Annotated in this window: 18 protein-coding genes; 11 read left to right on the forward strand and 7 right to left on the reverse strand. The window is 65.7% G+C overall.

Annotation, left to right across the window (positions count from 1 at the left end; genetic code table 11):
• Positions 1 to 1,359 (forward strand): L-serine ammonia-lyase (locus tag J7I79_RS03420; protein ID WP_214950318.1); only part of this gene is annotated, 1,359 nt, incomplete at its 5' end.
• Position 1,360: 1 nt separating this feature from the next.
• Here J7I79_RS03420 and J7I79_RS03425 read toward each other — a convergent pair.
• The gene (locus tag J7I79_RS03425) at positions 1,361 to 1,927 is read right to left on the reverse strand and encodes a TspO/MBR family protein (protein WP_214950320.1); all 567 of its coding nucleotides are present in this window, start codon (positions 1,925 to 1,927) and stop codon (positions 1,361 to 1,363) included.
• Positions 1,928 to 2,062: 135 nt separating this feature from the next.
• On the opposite strand from J7I79_RS03425, the gene J7I79_RS03430 reads away from it, so the two are divergent.
• The 3 genes from J7I79_RS03430 to J7I79_RS03440 all read left to right on the forward strand — a co-directional run bounded on the left by J7I79_RS03430 (position 2,063) and on the right by J7I79_RS03440 (position 5,602).
• Positions 2,063 to 2,884 carry a DNA/RNA non-specific endonuclease gene (locus J7I79_RS03430; RefSeq protein ID WP_214950329.1) on the forward strand — a complete coding sequence of 274 codons (822 nt, stop codon included), beginning with the start codon at positions 2,063 to 2,065 and terminating at the stop codon, positions 2,882 to 2,884.
• A gap of 116 nt (positions 2,885 to 3,000) precedes the next feature.
• Positions 3,001 to 4,074: a peptidoglycan bridge formation glycyltransferase FemA/FemB family protein gene (locus J7I79_RS03435; RefSeq protein ID WP_214950337.1), complete on the forward strand. Its 1,074-nt coding sequence runs from the start codon at positions 3,001 to 3,003 to the stop codon at positions 4,072 to 4,074.
• 31 nt (positions 4,075 to 4,105) lie between these two features.
• On the forward strand, positions 4,106 to 5,602 hold the full coding sequence (locus tag J7I79_RS03440; RefSeq protein ID WP_214950339.1) for a threonine/serine exporter ThrE family protein: 1,497 nt from the start codon (positions 4,106 to 4,108) through the stop codon (positions 5,600 to 5,602).
• 58 nt (positions 5,603 to 5,660) lie between these two features.
• Here the strand turns inward: J7I79_RS03440 and J7I79_RS03445 are convergent, their stop codons facing one another.
• Together J7I79_RS03445 and J7I79_RS03450 are read right to left on the reverse strand one after the other, a co-directional pair.
• Entirely contained in the window at positions 5,661 to 6,500 is an 840-nt protein-coding gene (locus tag J7I79_RS03445; RefSeq protein WP_214950341.1) for a siderophore-interacting protein, read from the reverse strand.
• Positions 6,501 to 6,605: 105 nt separating this feature from the next.
• Positions 6,606 to 7,373 (reverse strand): uracil-DNA glycosylase, encoded by a 768-nt coding sequence (locus tag J7I79_RS03450; protein WP_214950342.1) that lies wholly within the window; start codon positions 7,371 to 7,373, stop codon positions 6,606 to 6,608.
• A gap of 206 nt (positions 7,374 to 7,579) precedes the next feature.
• On the opposite strand from J7I79_RS03450, the gene J7I79_RS03455 reads away from it, so the two are divergent.
• From J7I79_RS03455 to J7I79_RS03480, 7 genes are all read left to right on the forward strand, one after another.
• Positions 7,580 to 7,867, forward strand: coding sequence for a DUF3263 domain-containing protein (locus J7I79_RS03455; protein WP_311380517.1), 288 nt, complete (start codon positions 7,580 to 7,582; stop codon positions 7,865 to 7,867).
• A gap of 49 nt (positions 7,868 to 7,916) precedes the next feature.
• On the forward strand, positions 7,917 to 8,552 hold the full coding sequence (locus J7I79_RS03460; protein WP_214950345.1) for a LytR C-terminal domain-containing protein: 636 nt from the start codon (positions 7,917 to 7,919) through the stop codon (positions 8,550 to 8,552).
• Positions 8,553 to 8,721: 169 nt separating this feature from the next.
• Complete coding sequence (locus J7I79_RS03465; protein WP_146072315.1) at positions 8,722 to 8,925, forward strand: cold-shock protein; 204 nt, start codon at positions 8,722 to 8,724, stop codon at positions 8,923 to 8,925.
• Entirely contained in the window at positions 8,925 to 9,161 is a 237-nt protein-coding gene (locus tag J7I79_RS24705) for a hypothetical protein (protein WP_311380507.1), read from the forward strand. Before J7I79_RS03465 ends, J7I79_RS24705 begins: the two co-directional genes overlap by 1 nt.
• A gap of 63 nt (positions 9,162 to 9,224) precedes the next feature.
• Positions 9,225 to 10,259, forward strand: coding sequence for an ABC transporter substrate-binding protein (locus J7I79_RS03470; protein ID WP_396020158.1), 1,035 nt, complete (start codon positions 9,225 to 9,227; stop codon positions 10,257 to 10,259).
• Between the two features lie 296 nt (positions 10,260 to 10,555).
• Positions 10,556 to 12,184 (forward strand): chaperonin GroEL, encoded by a 1,629-nt coding sequence (gene groL / locus J7I79_RS03475; RefSeq protein WP_104173656.1) that lies wholly within the window; start codon positions 10,556 to 10,558, stop codon positions 12,182 to 12,184.
• A 210-nt stretch (positions 12,185 to 12,394) separates the two neighbouring features.
• On the forward strand, positions 12,395 to 13,417 hold the full coding sequence (locus tag J7I79_RS03480) for a ribonuclease HI family protein (RefSeq protein ID WP_214950347.1): 1,023 nt from the start codon (positions 12,395 to 12,397) through the stop codon (positions 13,415 to 13,417).
• A gap of 84 nt (positions 13,418 to 13,501) precedes the next feature.
• Here J7I79_RS03480 and J7I79_RS03485 read toward each other — a convergent pair whose 3' ends face one another.
• The 4 genes from J7I79_RS03485 to J7I79_RS03500 all read right to left on the reverse strand — a co-directional run bounded on the left by J7I79_RS03485 (position 13,502) and on the right by J7I79_RS03500 (position 17,846).
• Positions 13,502 to 13,789 (reverse strand): WXG100 family type VII secretion target, encoded by a 288-nt coding sequence (locus J7I79_RS03485; RefSeq protein WP_214950349.1) that lies wholly within the window; start codon positions 13,787 to 13,789, stop codon positions 13,502 to 13,504.
• A 116-nt stretch (positions 13,790 to 13,905) separates the two neighbouring features.
• Positions 13,906 to 15,396, reverse strand: a complete 1,491-nt coding sequence (locus tag J7I79_RS03490; protein WP_214950351.1) for a cell wall metabolism sensor histidine kinase WalK — start codon at positions 15,394 to 15,396, stop codon at positions 13,906 to 13,908.
• Between the two features lie 2 nt (positions 15,397 to 15,398).
• Positions 15,399 to 16,109, reverse strand: a complete 711-nt coding sequence (locus tag J7I79_RS03495; protein ID WP_104173653.1) for a response regulator transcription factor — start codon at positions 16,107 to 16,109, stop codon at positions 15,399 to 15,401.
• Positions 16,110 to 16,190: 81 nt separating this feature from the next.
• A complete protein-coding gene (locus J7I79_RS03500; protein ID WP_214950353.1) occupies positions 16,191 to 17,846 on the reverse strand; it encodes a DNA repair helicase XPB in 1,656 nt (551 codons plus the stop codon).
• Positions 17,847 to 17,882 lie beyond the last annotated feature (36 nt).

The raw sequence follows: 17,882 nt of genomic DNA on the forward strand, positions 1-17,882 counted from the left end.
CACACAGTAGGGCCGATGCGGGCTGCCGCGGTGTTCGCCGAGGAGCTCAAGGACTCCGGCGCCCTGGACAAGGTGGCGTCGCTGCGGGTGGATCTTTATGGTTCGTTGGCCGCGACCGGGCAGGGCCACGGCACGATGACGGCCATCCTGCTGGGCCTGGAGGGCTTCCACCCGGAGAAGATCCTTCCCGATGAGGTGGAGGAGCGGCTGGCTGCCATCGCCGAGTCCGGGAAACTGCAGCTCGCGGGGTCCGTGCAGCTGCCCTACGGGGTGCAGGACATGGTGCTCCGGCCGCTGACCATCCTGCCCAGGCATACCAACGGCATGACGTTCACGGTCTCCGACGCAGCCGGGGAGGTCCTGCACACTGCCACGTTCTTCTCGGTGGGCGGCGGCTTCATCGTCCGCGAGGGCGAGGAGGACGCGGCGCTGAAGGAACTCGATGAGTCCAAGAAGGAGCTGCCGCTGCCCTTCCGCACGGCCGCGGAGCTGCTGGGCCGCTGCCAGTCTAAGGGCCTGTCCATCGGGGAGATCATGTTCGTGAACGAACGCGCGTCCCGGTCGGAGGAGGAAATCCGGGCGGGCCTGCTGCACATCTATTCGGTGATGGAAGGCTGCGTGGAAACCAGCCTGAAGCGTGAGGGGCTGCTGCCCGGCGGGCTGAAGGTCCGCCGTCGGGCCCCGGACTGGCACGAGCGGCTCCTGAAGGAAAGCCGGGACCATGATCCCGGGTACCGGGACCCGAAGTACTGGCAGGAATGGGTGAACCTGATCGCGCTGGCCGTGAACGAGGAGAACGCCTCCGGCGGCCGGGTGGTCACGGCCCCGACGAACGGTGCCGCCGGCATCATCCCGGCGGTGCTGTACTACGCGCTGCATTTCGCCCCCGGGATGGATGTGGCCACGCAGGCGGACCGGGACGATGTGGTGGTCAAGTTCCTGCTGACCGCGGCCGCGGTCGGGGTGCTGTACAAGGAACAGGCCTCGATCTCCGGCGCCGAGGTCGGCTGCCAAGGCGAGGTGGGGTCGGCGTCCTCGATGGCCGCCGCCGGGCTGGCCGAGGTCATGGGCGGGACCCCGCAGCAGGTGGAAAACGCCGCGGAAATCGCGATGGAACACAACCTCGGACTGACCTGCGACCCGATCGGCGGGCTGGTGCAGATCCCCTGCATCGAACGCAACGCCATCGCCGCTGCGAAGGCCATCAACGCCGCCAAAATGGCGCTCTGGGGCGACGGCACACACCGGGTCTCCCTCGACGAAGTCATCGTGACCATGCGCGAAACCGGCAAGGACATGAGCTCCAAATACAAGGAAACCGCCATGGGCGGCCTCGCCGTCAACGTCGTGGAGTGCTGACTCAGTTGTGCAGCGCCGCCCACAAGTTCAGGCTGGCGGCGAAAACCAGCCAGGAGACATAGGGCAACAGCAGGAGGCCGGCGGCGCGGCTGATGGGGCCGAAGAACAGCACGGTGACGGTCACGGCGATTATCAGGGCGATGATGACGGCGAAGCCCAGCCAGAGCGCCGGCGTGCCCATCACCGGATAGAGGCCGAAGAACACCGGCGTCCACATCAGGTTCAGCAGCAGCTGGATCCCGTAGGCAACCAACGCAGGTCTGGTGCGTTCAGTGAGGCGGCGCCAGACGAGCCATGCCGCCACTGCCATGGCGACATAGAGCAGCGTCCAGACCGGGCCGAACACCCAGTTGGGCGGTGACCACGGGGCCTTGTCCGCGGCGACGTACCAGCCGTTCACATTGTTCAGCGTGGCGATGGCACCCAGCCAGGAGACCAGCGCGGAAGCCGCCAGGAACACCGCCAGTCCGAGCACCTGAACGCCGGCGCTGTGGCTTTCGAAGCTGGACTCGGTCCCGCGGACGGACGCGCCGGGACCGGCCATGGACTGTTCGTGGTGAGCCTGCATCCTTCAACCCTTGCCAGTCCGGAGTGCCGCGTCAAGCGCCGGACCGGCACCGGGCACGTACGCATGGGCTTCCCCGTCCATCCGCTCTGTGCACCGACTCTGTTCACAGTCAGGGGGCAGTGCCACTATGGAGCTATGACTGGGGGATATGACCGGGACTTCTTGCGGGCACGCCTTGAGCTGCCCAGTCCGCCGGCAGCAACGGTTCTGCTTGACTACATCCACTTTTCAGTCCGGTTGCGCACCGCGCGCAAACTGGCCGCCGTCGTCGGGGTGAACATCAACGGACGCGAGCTGGTGCCGCTGGCCCGCGAAGGAACCTGGCATTTTGATTCCAGGGTGCCGAAGGAGCAGCAGGCAGGGCCGGACGTTTACAAGAACAACGCTTTCGACCGCGGGCATCTCGTGCGGCGGCTGGATCCCGTCTGGGGCGACACGGCCACGGCCAAGGCAGCCAACCAGGACACCTTCGCCTTCACCAACGCCGCACCCCAGGTTGACGACTTCAACCAGGGGAAGGGACTCTGGGTCGGGCTGGAGGACCACGTGCTCAACCATGCCGACCTCAACGACGCCAAGCTCAGCGTCTTCACCGGGCCCGTCCTGGAGGAGGACGACCTGCCCTACCGGGGCGTCCAGATTCCCAGGAAGTTCTGGAAGGTCGCTGCCTGGACCATGGACGGAAAGCTTGCTGCCGCGGGATTCCTGCTGGACCAGTCGCCGCTGCTGGGGAAAGTGGAGCTCAAGAAGGCTATCCGGGAACGGCTTCTTGCGGATGAACCACCGCCGCTTGGCCCCTTCCGCACCTTTCAGGTCCCGGTGCGGCAGATCGCCGAGCTGACCGGGCTGAGCCTTTCCCGGCTGGAGAACGCGGACCGGCTCGTCAAAAGCCAGCGCTCCCGGGGCAAGGAACCCATGGCGTTACGGCTCGAGTCCCTGGAGCAGGTCCGGCTCTGAGGCTGCGGCCGCGGGGGAGGGGCCCGGTCAGCGTCTTCCAGGCAGGGCCGATAGACTTATGGATTGCATGCCCGGCATGCACTGAAGCACTGCCGCAAAGATTGGACACCGCGCACTTGCGAGAATTCACCGCCCGCTTCGCCTCCGCCGAGGAGGTCGCCAACTGGGACTCCCACGTCACCGCGAACCCGAACGGCGGAAACCTGCTCCAGTCCGAGGCCTTCGCCCAGGTCAAGCAGCACTTCGGCTGGAATCCCCTCCACCTGGTCTACGAGACCGCCGACTACACGAGCTACAACCTGGTGCTGGAGAAGTCCTTCCCGGTCCTCGGTAAGCTCTGGTACCTCATCAAGGGGCCGGACGTGGCAGCAGTGGAGGACATCCCGGGAATCGCGGCGGCAAACGCCGAGTTCGTTAGGCGTGCAAAGCTCGGCGTATTCGCTATCAAGATCGAGCCTGACATCATCCTCTCCGAGGACGTCAAGCGGGTGATCGAGGGCGCGGGCCTGGTCAAGACCCACAACCTGCAGCCCAACGACTCCACGGCGCTGCTGGACATCGCGCCGGAAGAGAACCAGCTGCTGCGGAACCTGCATTCCAGGGGGCGCAACGCCGTCCGCCGGGCCATCCGGGAGGGTGTGGAAGTCCACAACGCGGAGCCCACCGAGGAGAACTTCAGGGCAATGTACGCCCTTATGACCACCACGGTGGAAGCGAAGTCGCAGGTCAGGGTCCGGGAGTACGAGTATTACCAGAAGTTCTGGACCAACTTCATTGACCGCGGCCAGGGCCGGCTGCTGTTCGTCTACGAGAACGGGGTCCCGTCCGTGGGCGCCTTCGTGATCAACTACGGCCGGAAGGGGACGTACAAGGACGGCGGTTCGCTGCAGAAGCGCGGCCAGTACGGGGATTCGCATCTGGTGCAGTGGACTGCCATTAACCAGGTCAAGGAACTCGGCTGCACGGAGTACGACTTCTGCGGGACGCCGCCGAGCGACAAACTCAAGGACACCTCCAACCCGTTCCACGGGCTGGGGCTGTTCAAGACGAGTTTCAGCAAGACGGTCACCGACTTCGTGGGCTGCTACGACCAGGTGATCAGCCCGCTGAAATACAAGGCCTGGATGGCTGCCGGCGAACGCGTCGCTCGTCAGATCTACACCCGGCGAACAGGCCGGCAGTTTTACTAAAAACCCTTGTGATGCCCTTGAGGAGGCCGCAATGACCAAAGCACCGGACGGTCGCCGCAGGCCGCCCACGGGGGCGCTGCCCCCGACCGAACCACTCACCGCGTCCCAGGTGCGGCAGGACGCCGCGGCCAAACGCATGCTGCGCAGGCTCGTGCAGGGCGAAAACCCGCCCACAGCCCCCATGAGCATCGTGGACAGGCTCGCGGGCAGCCCCTACGCCAACCCCATGATCCAGGTTGGGGGAGTGGACACGTCCGCGCGCAAGACCATCGACTTCGCGCTCCACCTGGCCGAGTCCATGTTCCGGTACGGCGCCGGCGCCCTGGAAGTGGAAACCAGCATCATCGCGATCACCGCCGCCCTGGGCCTGAAGCACATCGAAGTGGACATCACGAACCAGTCGGTGGCAATCAACTACGCCCCCACGGACCAGACGCCCATCACGCTGCTGCGCGTGGTGCGGTCCTGGACCAACAACTACGCAGGCCTGGCCCAGGTGCACCAGCTGGTCACGGAGATTGTTGCCGGCGGTGTGGGCCGCGACGAGGCAGTACGCCGGCTGGACGAAATCGTCCGGAGCTCCAAGCCATTCCCACGCTGGATGGTTACGGTCGCGTTCGCTGTGTTCTCCGCCGTCTTCGTCGGTGTGCTCGGTGGCGGGCTCGGAGCCTCCGCGGTCGCCTTCGTCTCCAACCTGCTGGTTAGCCTCCTGGCCCGGCGACTGAGCCGCTGGCGCACACCGGACTTCTTCATTACCGCCTCGTGCGCGTTCCTAGTCACCTTCATCGCCCTGCTCTTGTCGCGTTTCGGCAGCCCGGTGGGCATACAGATCGCGCCCGAGATCGTGGTGGTCGGCGGAATCCTGCTGCTGCTTCCGACGGGACGGCTCGTATCGTCGGTACAGGATGCCATCAACGGATTCCCGGTCACCGCGGCCGGCCGTTTCCTGTCGACCATCCTGACCTTCGGCGCCCTGGTGACAGGCATCGCCGTCGGCTTCGTGGTCGTGGACATGACTGGCATGGAACCGATCGACGTCACCAAAACATTCCCGCCGGCGTATCCGTGGTGGGCCGTGGGCATCATGGTTGCCATCGCCGTCGTCGCGATCGGGATCACGGAACAGACGACCTGGAAGCTTCTCCTCCCCACTGCGGCAGTGGGCGTCATAGGCTATCTGGTCCTCATCGGTGGACAGGAACTGGGAATCGGGCCGCGCTTCTCTCCGGCTCTGGCCGCCGTTGTCATCGGCCTGCTCGGCCGGGTAGTGGCGCTCCGGATGGGCGCCCCGCAGCTGGTGGTGGCCGTTCCCGCCGCGCTGATCCTGTTGCCGGGACTCACCATATTCCGGTCCATGTATGTATTGACGATTGAGGAATCGGAAATCCTGATCGGCGCCGGGGGCATGCTGAACGCAGGGGCGATCGTGCTCGGCGTCGCGGCCGGGATCGTCCTGGGCGACACCCTGGCCCGTCCGCTGACCCGCAGCCTGGCCAGCAACGAACGCCGGCGCGCCCGCCGCCGCTAGCCGGGCGCGAAGGCCGCTTCCGGATCAGTCCTCACCCTCGGTCCGCTAGATCGGTCCGCTAGATCTGCCCGATGGGGAGCTTCTTTTCAGCCTGGAAGTCGTCCTCCACTCGCCCGTAGGCCCAGTACCCGGAAAGCGATACCTGCCCGCGTTCCAGGCCGCGCTCACGGAAGAGGACCTCCCGGAGGGACTTCATGTAGCCGCGCTCGCCGTGGGCGAATACCTGCACCCGGCCGCCAGGCCGCTCGGCATCCCGTACGGCGTTGATCAGCAGTTCGCTGCTTCCGGCAGGGACGCCGTTACGCGGCAGCCACCGGATCTGCAGCCCGGCGGGTGCCGCTATCGGCTGGATCTCGGCGTCGCTGTCCACCTCCAGGAACGCCAGTCCACGGGCCTCCGGCGGCAACGACTCGACGGCGGCTGCAATTGCAGGGAGGGCGGCCTCGTCACCGGCGAAGAGGTGCCAGTCGGCAGCAGGGTCGGGGTTGTAACCACCGCCCGGCCCGGTGAACACCAGGCTGTCGCCGGGCTGGGCTTTGGCCGCCCAGGGCCCCGCCAGGCCCTCGTCGCCGTGGATCACAAAGTCGATGGCCAGCTCACGGTTTTCTTCATCAACCCAGCGCACCGTGTATGTCCGGGTGTGCGGCCACTGTTCACGCGGCATGGACTCCCGGACCGCCCAGAGGTCCAGGGGGAGCGGGTAGTCGACGTCGGGCTGGGGGAAGGCGATCTTCACGTAACGGTCGACGTAATCGTTGTTCACGTAGCTGGAGAAGCCCTCGCCGCCGGCCACGATCCGCACCATGTGGGGCGAGAGTTCCTCGCGCCTGAGGACCGTGAGATTCGTCTGGGGACGCGATTTTCGGCTGGCTGAAGTGCTTGCGGGCAGTGAAGTCATGTAAGTAAGCCTAGGCTAAGTTGCCCTTCCGAACCTCCGGCCGGGCTCCCGGGTTCGCAGGCTTGCCGCGCGGGCCGAATGAGGCCCCGGCGGTGCAGGCCCGGGTCAGAGGACAGGCAGCTCCCAATCCACCGGCTCCGAACCCAACGACCGGAGCGTTTCGTTGACTTGGCTGAACGGCCGGGAACCGAAGAATCCGCGCGAGGCTGACAACGGGCTGGGATGGGCGCTGGCCAGCACGGGTGCGTTCCCCAGCAGGGGCCGGACATTCTCGGCATCCTTGCCCCACAGGACGGCCACCAAGGGCACAGGGCTGCCGTCGGCGGAGCGCCGTCCGGCAACGGCGGCAATGGCCGCCGTCGTGATGCGCTCCCATCCTTTCCCGCGGTGGGAACCCGCCGCACCTGCACGGACCGTAAGGACCCGGTTCAGCAGGAGGACCCCCTGCTCCGCCCAGCGCGACAGGTCACCGTGGATACGGGCCGGCAGGCCCAGGTCGGCTTCAAGTTCCTTGTAGATGTTCGCCAGGCTGCGCGGAATGGGCCGGGTGTGCCCGTCAACTGCGAAGGACAGCCCGATGGGGTGGCCGGGGGTCGGATACGGGTCCTGGCCCACGATGAGCACCCTGACGTCAGCCAGCGGTCGCCGAAAGGCGCGCAGGACGTTCGACGGCGCCGGAAGCACCGGGTGCCCGGCCGCCACTTCAGCTGCCAGGAACCCCAGGACGCTGCGCAGCTCCGCTTCGACCGGAGCAAGCGCCGCGGCCCAGTCGGCAGCCACCAGTTCCGCCAACGGCATCCGCGCCATCTCGGCGAACCCCAAACCCGCCCCCGCAACAGGCTCCAGCTCGAACAAAGCTTCAGAATCAAACACGAGTCCATTCTCGCAGTGCTGTGCTCCACGAGCCGGTGAATGGGGCCCGCCCGCCTCCCGACGGCGCGTCACAGTGCGTAAATGACACGCGTGTTATTCGCCCGTACCATGGAAAGAGACTTTAACCGGATCAAGTGAAGGAGTTTGCCGTGGCCGAACCAGTGCGCGATGATCTGTCACTTGCGGACACCGGCAGCCAACCCACGGTGACCCTGGACCTCCTGCCCGCCCCGCAGCCGGGCTCACGGCTGAGTGAGCGGGACCAGCAAATGCTGGGGCTCGAGCGTCAGTGGTGGAAGTATGCCGGGGCAAAGGAGCAGGCCATCCGGGAGCTGTTCGACCTCTCCGCCACCCACTACTACCAGATCCTCAACACGCTGATTGATACCGAGGACGCCCTCGCCCACGACCCCATGCTCGTGAAGAGATTGCGTAGACTACGTACGTCACGCCAACGGGAACGCACGGCGCGCCGTTTGGGCTCAGACGCGTAAGAGTCAGGGCTGAGAAATCAGCAAGTACCAGCAAGGACATCGTTTTACCATGACCAAATACGCTCGGGATGAATTCGACAAGGTTCCGGAGACCTCCTCACGACAGGGTGTCCACCGGGTCGCTTCCGATGCTCCCCGGCGCCGGCTGGGACCCATTCTGGCCGTCGGCGTTGTGGCCCTCGCCATCGGCCTGGTTGCCTTCCTGTTCCTGCCCAAACTGGGATTCGCCCCCACCGGCAGCCCGCTCATGGCGGCCGGGTCCGCCCAGGAAAGCCCCTCCGCTGAGACGCCGCAGACAGCATCCCAGAGCGCCGAGCCCAGCGCGGATCCAAGCACGACTCCCCCCGCCGGTGAAGCGCTCCCCACCACCGGCACTCCATCCACCGCTCCCGAGGACAACGCACCGGCTGTTGACAAGTCCCAGCCCGTGGCGGTCTACAACGGGACCGCGACTGCAGGGCTTGCAGGCCGGGTGAGCAACACCGTTTCGGCGGACGGCTGGACACTCGGACCGGTGGGCAACTGGGGCGGAATGCCGCAGAAATCCTCCGTGATTTACTACAGTGGGGCTGGGCAAAAAGCCAACGCGGAGGCCTTGGGCGAACTCCTCAACATCACCTCGCTCGTGGACTCCGCTGAATTCCAGCAGCCTGTCGTGGTGGTCCTCGGGCCCGGCTTCCAGTAGGGGAATTCGGTTACGCCTGAATAACTATTGGGGGCTCGCAGGTCGCGGTCCTGCGCCCGGCAACGGCAATAGCTAGAGTGATTCCGGATGCCGCGCCGCAACGCGCGGACCGTCCCGACGGCGCACAGTGACGTGGGCCGAACAGAAGCAACCGGAAAGTGTGGGCATCATGGCATTGGGAACCGTCAAATGGTTCAACGCCGAAAAAGGCTATGGCTTCATCACCGTTGACGGCTCCGGCGACGACGTCTTCGTCCACTGGTCTGCCATCGAGGGCGAGGGCTACCGTGCCCTGGACGAAGGGCAGCGGGTGCAGTTCGAAGTGGGCGAAGGCGAAAAGGGTCCCCAGGCAGAGAACGTCCGGCCCGCCTGATGCTTCCTTCCGCGGCGGTGCATGGCACAACGATTCCCGTCCGCTCCGGCGGTGCGCGCCTGCGGTTCGCCGCCGCTGTGGTGATTGCCGCCGGCACGGCACTGGTGCTGGCCGGCTGCTCCGGCCAGACCGGAAACGCCCGTGTCGACACGGTCGATGCCGGCGGTGACGGGACGCTGCGGATCGGCCTGATCCTGGACAACACGGGAAAGCAGTCGTTCCTGAACTCCTCGTAGCTCGCAGCAGCCAAGCTCGCCGTCGAGGAGATCAACGCCGCAGGGGGCCACAAGGGGCGGCCGGTGGAACTGCTCCCGGAGAAAATCAGCGAGGACACAACGGCTCAGGCCAAGGAACTCGTGGCGGCGAAGGCTGATGTAGTCATAGGTCCCACCGACTCAAGCCGCGCGCCGGGCGCGATTGATGTCCTGGCACGCGCCAAAGTGGCTGTCATTTCCCCGGCGAATGCCGCGCACGGTCTCTCCCGGTACCGGAGCGGCGGGTACTACTTCCGCACGTCAGCAGCCGACGTGGCCCAGGCTCCCGTCCTGGTCAAACTCGCCAAGGACGGCGGGGCCCGCACCATAGCGGTCCTGCACGAGGAAGGCAGCTACGGCAAGGACGTCTCCGTGGCAGTCTCAGCCGCCGCCAAGGCAGCCGGCCTTGGCACCGTCGCAGATGCTGAATTCACGCCTGGCCAGGCACAACAGGCGGCCGCGGCCGCCAAGGCCGCCGGCCCGGACGCCGTCATCCTGGTGGGGCGCACCGGTGCCCAGGGCGCCATTGCAGAACTCAATAACAAAGGTCTGGCCGGCAAAAAGCTCATCCTCAGCGACGGCGCCATCAACCAGTACGGCTCCGCCCTCGGGTCCAAGGCCCTCGACGGCGCCCGCGGGATCCTTCCGGGCGTCTTCCCGTCGGCCCACTTCCAGGGCGAGCTCGTGGCGGTTGATCCCGGGCTCAAGGACATGACGTTTGCCGCGGAAACTTACGACGCGGTGAACCTGGCGGCCATCGCCGCGGCCGCGGCCCAGGACGACGCCGGTTCCTCCATTGCCGCGGCGCTGATTGCCGTCTCCGGCGGGAGTGCGAAGTCCGGCGGAACAGTGCCGACCGCAGCTTCGGGGGAGGACGCGGCCGCGGTGTGCAAAAACTACAAGGAATGCGCCGACGCCATCCAGGCCGGAAAGCCCGCGGATTACGACGGCGAGTCCGGCCGGATCGGCTTCGATGCCAACGGGGACGTGACCTCGGCCAACTACATGGTGTTCACTTATTCCGCGGACAACAAGGCCAGGATGACCGGCAGCGAAACTGCCGCCCGGGCCGGCGGCTGATCGCTCCTAGCGTATCGGGGGCCGCAGGCGCGCCATTTACCGCAGTCTCTGCTTGCACTCTCCCCGGGGGAGTGCTAATTATTGACTTAGCACTCCCACGGACTGACTGCTAAATCGACGCCCGGTTCCGGCCGGTTGTGGAGTAAGCGGGAAGGACAAAGGAGCGAAAGAAATACCTTGCTGGGGTGAGATCCCATCCGCGCGGCATACAGAGGCCGACGGTGAAGGGTCGTCCGTCGCGGGCGCCGCAGCGAAGGTTCATTCTTAACGACTGTCCCGAAAGGACTACTGCCGTTATGGCCAAGATCATTGCATTTGATGAAGAGGCACGCCGCGGTCTTGAGCGGGGCCTGAACATCCTCGCCGACGCCGTCAAGGTCACCCTCGGCCCGCGTGGACGCAACGTCGTCCTCGAAAAGAAGTGGGGCGCCCCCACGATCACCAACGATGGTGTTTCCATCGCCAAGGAGATCGAGCTGGACGATCCCTACGAGAAGATCGGCGCCGAGCTGGTCAAGGAAGTTGCCAAGAAGACGGACGACGTCGCTGGCGACGGCACCACCACGGCAACCGTGCTGGCACAGGCCCTGGTCAAGGAAGGCCTGCGCAACGTCGCAGCCGGCGCTGACCCGCTGTCCCTGAAGCGCGGCATCGAGAAGGCTGTTGAAGCCGTCACCATCGAGCTGCTCGCTTCCGCCAAGGAAATCGAAACCAAGGAAGAGATCGCCGCTACGGCATCCATCTCCGCCGGTGACGACGAAATCGGCGCGCTGATCGCTGAAGCGCTGGACAAGGTTGGCAAGGAAGGTGTTATCACCGTCGAGGAGTCCAACACCTTCGGCCTCGAGCTTGAGCTCACCGAAGGCATGCGCTTCGACAAGGGCTACATCTCCGCTTACTTCGTCACCGACGCTGAGCGCCAGGAAACGGTCCTCGAGGATCCGTACATCCTGATCGTCAATTCCAAGATCTCCAACGTCAAGGAACTGGTTGCTGTCCTCGAAAAGGTCATGCAGTCCAGCAAGCCGCTGCTGATCATTGCCGAAGACATCGAGGGCGAGGCCCTGGCCACCCTGATCGTCAACAAGATCCGTGGCACCTTCAAGTCCGTCGCCGTCAAGGCTCCGGGCTTCGGCGACCGCCGCAAGGCGCAGCTCGCGGACATCGCCATCCTCACCGGTGGCCAGGTCATCTCCGAGGAAGTCGGCCTCAAGCTTGAGACCGCCGGCCTCGAACTCCTGGGCAAGGCACGCAAGGTTGTTGTCACCAAGGACGAGACCACCATCGTCGAGGGTGCAGGCGACGCAGACCAGATCGCCGGCCGCGTTTCCCAGATCCGCGCCGAGATCGAGAACTCCGATTCCGACTACGACCGCGAGAAGCTGCAGGAGCGCCTGGCCAAGCTGGCCGGCGGCGTTGCAGTCATCAAGGCCGGTGCCGCTACCGAAGTTGAGCTCAAGGAACGCAAGCACCGCATTGAGGACGCTGTCCGCAACGCCAAGGCTGCTGTTGAAGAAGGCATCGTTGCCGGTGGTGGCGTAGCCCTCATCCAGGCCGGCGCCAAGGCATTCGCCAACCTGCAGCTCGAAGGCGACGAAGCAACGGGCGCGAACATCGTCCGCGTTGCCATCGACGCACCGCTGAAGCAGATCGCATTCAACGCCGGCCTTGAGCCGGGCGTTGTTGTGGACAAGGTCCGCGGCCTGCCTGCAGGCCACGGCCTGAACGCTGCAACCGGACAGTACGTTGACCTGCTGGCTGCCGGCATCAACGACCCCGTCAAGGTAACGCGCTCTGCACTGCAGAACGCCGCTTCCATCGCGGGCCTGTTCCTCACCACCGAGGCCGTAGTGGCCGACAAGCCGGAGAAGAACGCTCCGGCCATGGGTGGCGGCGACGAGATGGGCGGCATGGGCGGTTTCTAACCTGTCCAACCGCGCCTGACGCACACACTAAGTGCGGCTCCCTCGATTCGAGGGGGCCGCGCTTTGCGTTTGCCGGCCCAAGTCGAGTCGGCACGGACGACTGCGGGCGACCGCCGACAGTCCCGCTAGGCGGGTACTGAACCCGCGCCCACTGAACTGGTTCCTGCTGCGGAGAACCACAATGTCGGGCCGGTCTGGCAGGATAGTGCGGTGACGATTACTGCAGCAGCCGACGGTTCGGCTTTAGGAAATCCCGGTCCGGCCGGATGGGCCTGGTACGTGAACGATGACTGCTGGCGGGCGGGCGGCTGGCCGCACGGTACAAACAACCAGGGCGAGCTGATGGCTGTGCTGGATCTTTTCCGCTGCACGGCGCACCTTCCGGACGAGGAATTGCACATCCTGTGCGACAGCCAATACGTGATCAACTCGGTGACCAAATGGATGCCGGGGTGGAAGCGCAAGGGCTGGCGCAAGGCGGACGGCAAACCCGTGCTGAACGTGGAGATCCTTCGCGAAATCGACCAGTCGCTTGCAGGACGTAAGTACCGCTTTGAATGGGTGCGGGGTCACGCCGGCCATGACCTGAACGAAGCCGCTGACGACCGCGCCAGGGCCGCCGCGACGGCCTATCAGCAGGGCGTTGCAGTGCGGTCGGGGCCGGGCTTCGTGCGCGGGGACGGGGCAGCGGTCTCCCGGCCGCGCACGGGAGCCAGCGGGGGAACAGACCGTGCAGCGGGCGGAGCCCCCTCAGCCGCCGCCCTCAAGGCGCCAGGGCAGCAGGAGCTCCTCACCCCGTCGGGACGCAGCAATCAGCCGGACCTTTTCAGCGAGCCTGACCTTTTCAGTGAGCTGGAGGCGGATCCCTTCGCCGCGCAGGCCGGGCCGGAGACAGCCCCTGAGGCCATCGTTGAGGCACAAGAACGGGAGCTGCTCCGCCCCGACACCCGCGCCGACATCGGGCGTACAGGAGTGCTGCTGCACCCGGAGTTCACGGAGATCGGCACGTCCGGGCGGCTGTGGACGCGGGATTCAATGATGATGGCGCTCGAGGAAAACCCCGGCGGCGGAGCTGAACTGGACCTGATCGGTGCCGATCGGGTCGGAGCCGAGGCAGTACTGTTGACCTACCGCAGCAAGGGAAGGGCGGGATCCTCGCTCCGCAGTTCGCTCTGGGTCCTCGACGGATCCCAGTGGCGCCTGCGCTTTCACCAGGGAACACCGGAAGCGTAAGCCGCGGCCCGGCGGTGCGGCCCGGCCGCACATCCGCCAAACACGTTGGCCCAAGGAGCCGGCAGCACACATCATCTGTCCGGTTCAGCTAAACCGCTGGGCATTGCCCTGCTCGGCCTGGGCGTAGGTGGCGGCCGCCGAGTTGAGGGCCAGGTTGATGGAGGCGAGGGAAGCCTCGACCTTGCCCTGGGTGAGGGTCCACTCCGTGATCAGCGCCTGGAAGTTGGTTGCAGCGGATCCGCGCCAGGTGCCCTGCAGTTCATCCAGCCCGCGCTTCATCGCCTGGACGTCCGCGCTGATGCGGTCCACCGTGGCCTTGACGTTCGCTGACTTGAGCTGGAGCAGTTCGGTATCAACAGAGATGATGCTCATGGTTGTTGCCCTTCGACGCAGTGCGCACGCTTGTTCAAGCCTGCGGACGGCCCTTGGTGTGGGGACCGCTACGTCGAGCCTAGGAAGTGGGCGGAAAACCGCGCTACAACCACTGCCTATATGTGGACAACCTCGCCGCCGTCGCCGCCGTCGTGGTTACTGTCCGCATAGTCTGCTGCCTCGTCCTGGAACGGAAGGCTGACAACCATGGTGGCACCGCCGCCGTCGGTCTGTTCCACCCGGACGTAGCCGGAGTGGGAGCCCACGATGGCCGCCACGATGGCCAGGCCCAAGCCGCTGCCGCCTGTTTCGCGGGTCCGCGAGGTGTCCGCCCGGTAGAAACGCTCGAAGATCCGCGGGGCCTCGTCCTCGGAGATCCCGGGGCCATGGTCGCGCACCTCGATGACAGAGTGGCGTTGGCCGGCGTCGCCGGTCCGTACGCCCACCGCGAGTTCAAGGGGCGTTCCTGCCGGGGTGTAGCGCAGGGCGTTGCCCACCAGGTTTCCCACCACCTGGCGCAGCTTCGCCTCATCGCCCAGCACCGGCGCCGGAGACGGCGGTCCGCCGTCGAGGCCGGTCAGTGATATGTTCCGGTCCCGGTCGCTGGCCTGGGTGTCCACCATGGCGTCGTTGGCCAGGAGCAGCAGGTCCACGGGCTTTTGCTGCAGGGGGCGCTGCTCGTCCAGCCTGGCCAGGAGCAGCAGGTCCTCCACCATGGAGCCCATCCGCTTGGCCTCGCTTTCGATCCGCCCCATCGCGGTGGCCACGTCCTCTTCGTTGGTCAGGGCACCCTGGCGGTAGAGCTCGGAGAACCCCCGGATCGTCACGAGGGGAGTGCGAAGCTCATGCGAAGCGTCAGCGGCAAAGCGGCGCATCCGCTCTTCCGAGGCCATCCTGGCTGCGAAGGCGGACTCAATGTGGCTGAGCATCGCGTTGAGCGAGCCGCCCAGCCGGCCCACTTCCGTGGAGGGATTCTCCACATCGACGCGGCGCGACAGGTCACCCGCGGCGATGGCTGCTGCTGTCTTTTCGACCCGCGCCAACGGGCGGAAGGACCTGGACACCGTCCAGGTGGCAATGAAGAAGGCAAGAACCAGCGTCAGGAAGCCCACTCCGATCACCACCAGCGCAGCGTGTTCCACGACGGAGTCCACGGGGGCCAGGGGCAGCCCGATAATCACGACGGCGTTGCGCTGGTTGCCGTCCAGCACGTTCAGCGCCACGACGCGCCAGTTGCGCCCGTCGGTTCCGCGGACCTGGAACGGGTCGAGGTCGAGCCTCTTGGCATCCGCCGGGGAAAGGCTGTCGATGTCCGGGTGGGAGTCTTTGCTGCCGCCGAACGGGAAGGGGTCCTGGTCCGGGCGCAGGAGCATGAGGGAGTAGTCCGTGGGGATATTCGGGTTCTGTTCCTGCAACTGGCTGAAGGATTGCTGCTGCTTAACGGAGTTGACAGCGACCTTGAGCTTGTCGTCCACCTGCCCCTGCAGGTAGCTGTGCAGGAGCGTCAGCGTGCCGGAACCGGTCACGGCGAGTGCCACCAGCATCAGCGCCATCATGATGGCCACCAGCTGGGAACGCAGTGAGGCCGACTTCCAACGGTGCAGCAAGGTCAGCGCTTCTCGGCTGTCCGCAGTACGTAGCCCACCCCGCGCTTGGTCTGGATGAGGGCGGGGGCATCGGGATCGATGTCAACCTTGCGGCGGAGGTAGGAGATGTAGGACTCCACGATCGAGGCGTCGCCGTTGAAGTCGTATTCCCAGACGTGGTCCAGGATCTGGGACTTGGACAGGACCCGGTTCGGGTTCAGCATGAGGTATCGCAGGAGCTTGAACTCGGTGGGCGAGAGCTCAATGACTGTCCCGCCGCGCCGTACCTCGTGGGCGTCGTCGTCGAGCTCCAGGTCGTCCACCCGGATCACGGCGTCGTCGTCAATCATGGGCTGGGTGCGCCGGAGTACGGCGCGGATCCGGGCCACCACCTCGTCCAGGCTGAAGGGTTTGGTGACATAGTCGTCGCCGCCGACCGTGAGGCCGGTGACCTTGTCTTCGGTGTCATCCTTGGCGGTGAGGAAGAGTACGGGGAAGTGCTTGCCGGCGGCACGCAGCCGGCGGGTCACCGTGAAGCCGTCCATGTCGGGCAGCATGACGTCAAGGACCGCAAGGTCGGGGGAGTGGAGCTCGGCGGCGGCGAGGGCATCGCGTCCGTTGCCAGCCGAGACGACCTCGAAGCCGGCGAACCTCAGCGACGTGGAGAGCAACTCGCGGATGTTTGGTTCATCATCGACGACGAGCAGCTTGGCTTCGGGACCGTTCTTTTTCATATCTCCCATGATGCTCCCAGAATCTGGGAGTTTTCTGAATGAATGTTGTGTGTCCCATGGGTCCGGCCTTGGGAGGTCCGCTCAGGTGGCGGAGGGATTCCGTCCGACGTCCTTGGCATCCATGATCCGGTAGGCATAGCCCTGCTCCGCCAGGAACCGCTGGCGCTTCGCTGCGAAGTCCTGGTCGAGCGTGTCCCGTGCCACCAGTGAATAGAACCGCGCCGCGCGGCCGTCCTGTTTGGGGCGCAGCAGGCGGCCCAGGCGCTGGGCTTCCTCCTGCCGGGAACCGAAGGAGCCGGACACCTGGATGGCGACCGAGGCTTCGGGAAGGTCAATGGAAAAGTTGGCCACCTTGGAAACCACCAGGGTGTGCACCTCGCCCGCCCGGAACGCGTTGAACAGCTTCTGGCGTTCCTTCACGGACGTGTCGCCTTTGATGACCGGGGCCTGCAGCCGTTCGCCCAGTTCGTCCAGCTGGTCAATGTACTGACCGATCACTAGCAGCTGCTCACCCCGGTGCTGCGCCACCAGCTGTTCCACCACATCGGACTTGGTTTCGGAGGTGGCGCACAGCCTGTATTTGTCGGCGTCCTCAGCCATGGCGTACGCAACACGTTCGTCGTGCGGCAGGTCCACCCTGACTTCCACGCAGTCCGCCGGCGCGATGTAGCCCTGGGCCTCGATGTCCTTCCATGGGGCGTCGTAGCGCTTGGGGCCGATCAGGCTGAAGACTTCGCCCTCGCGGCCGTCCTCGCGCACCAGGGTGGCCGTCAGGCCCAGCCGCCGCCGGGCCTGCAGGTCCGCCGTCATCCGGAAGATGGGTGCCGGCAGCAGGTGGACCTCGTCGTAGATGATCAGGCCCCAGTCGTGGCCGTCCACCAGTTCCAGGTGGGGATAGAGCCCGCCGCGTTTCGTCGTGAGGACCTGGTACGTCGCAATTGTGACCGGGCGGACTTCCTTGACCGAGCCGGAGTACTCGCCGATTTCGTCCGCCGTCAGGGACGTCCGCTTGATGAGCTCGTCCTTCCATTGCCGGGCGGACACGGTGTTGGTCACGAGGATCAACACCGTGGTGGAACTGATGGCCATGGCCGCCGCGCCCACCAGCGTTTTGCCTGCGCCACAGGGGAGCACCACCACTCCGCTGCCGCCGGCCCAGAAGTTCTCCGTGGCCAGCTTCTGGTACGGCCGGAGCTTCCAGCCGGTTTCATTGAGCATGATGGGGTGGGGCGTGCCATCCACGTAGCCGGCGAGGTCCTCTGCGGGCCAGCCGATCTTGAGGAGCAACTGCTTTAGCTGCCCCCGCTGCGAGGAATGGACCACCACGGTTTCGCCGTCGATGCGCGGGCCCAGCAACGGCTGGATCTTCTTGGCACGGCAGACTTCCTCGAGCACGGGGTAATCGTTGGTCCGCATCACCAGTCCGTGCTGCGGATCCTTTTCCAACCGCAGCCGGCCGTACCGGGACATGGTTTCTTCGATGTCGATGAGCAGGGAATGCGGGACGGGAAAACGTGAATACTTCAGGAGGGTGTCCAGCACCCGTTCAGCATCCAGCCCTGCCGCGCGTGCATTCCACAGGCCCAGGGGAGTGAGACGGTAGCTGTGCACGTGCTCCGGCGCGCGCTCAAGCTCGGCGAAGGCGGCGATGGCGTGCCTGGCCTCCGTTGCCTGCTCATGGTCCACTTCGAGCAGGATGGTTTTGTCGCTCTGGACAATCAGGGGGCCGTCGTTCACGGCGCCAACGCCCGAAGGCTCCCGGTCGGGTGGATG

Source organism: Arthrobacter sp. ISL-69, from assembly GCF_018613775.1.
GTDB lineage: Bacteria > Actinomycetota > Actinomycetes > Actinomycetales > Micrococcaceae > Arthrobacter.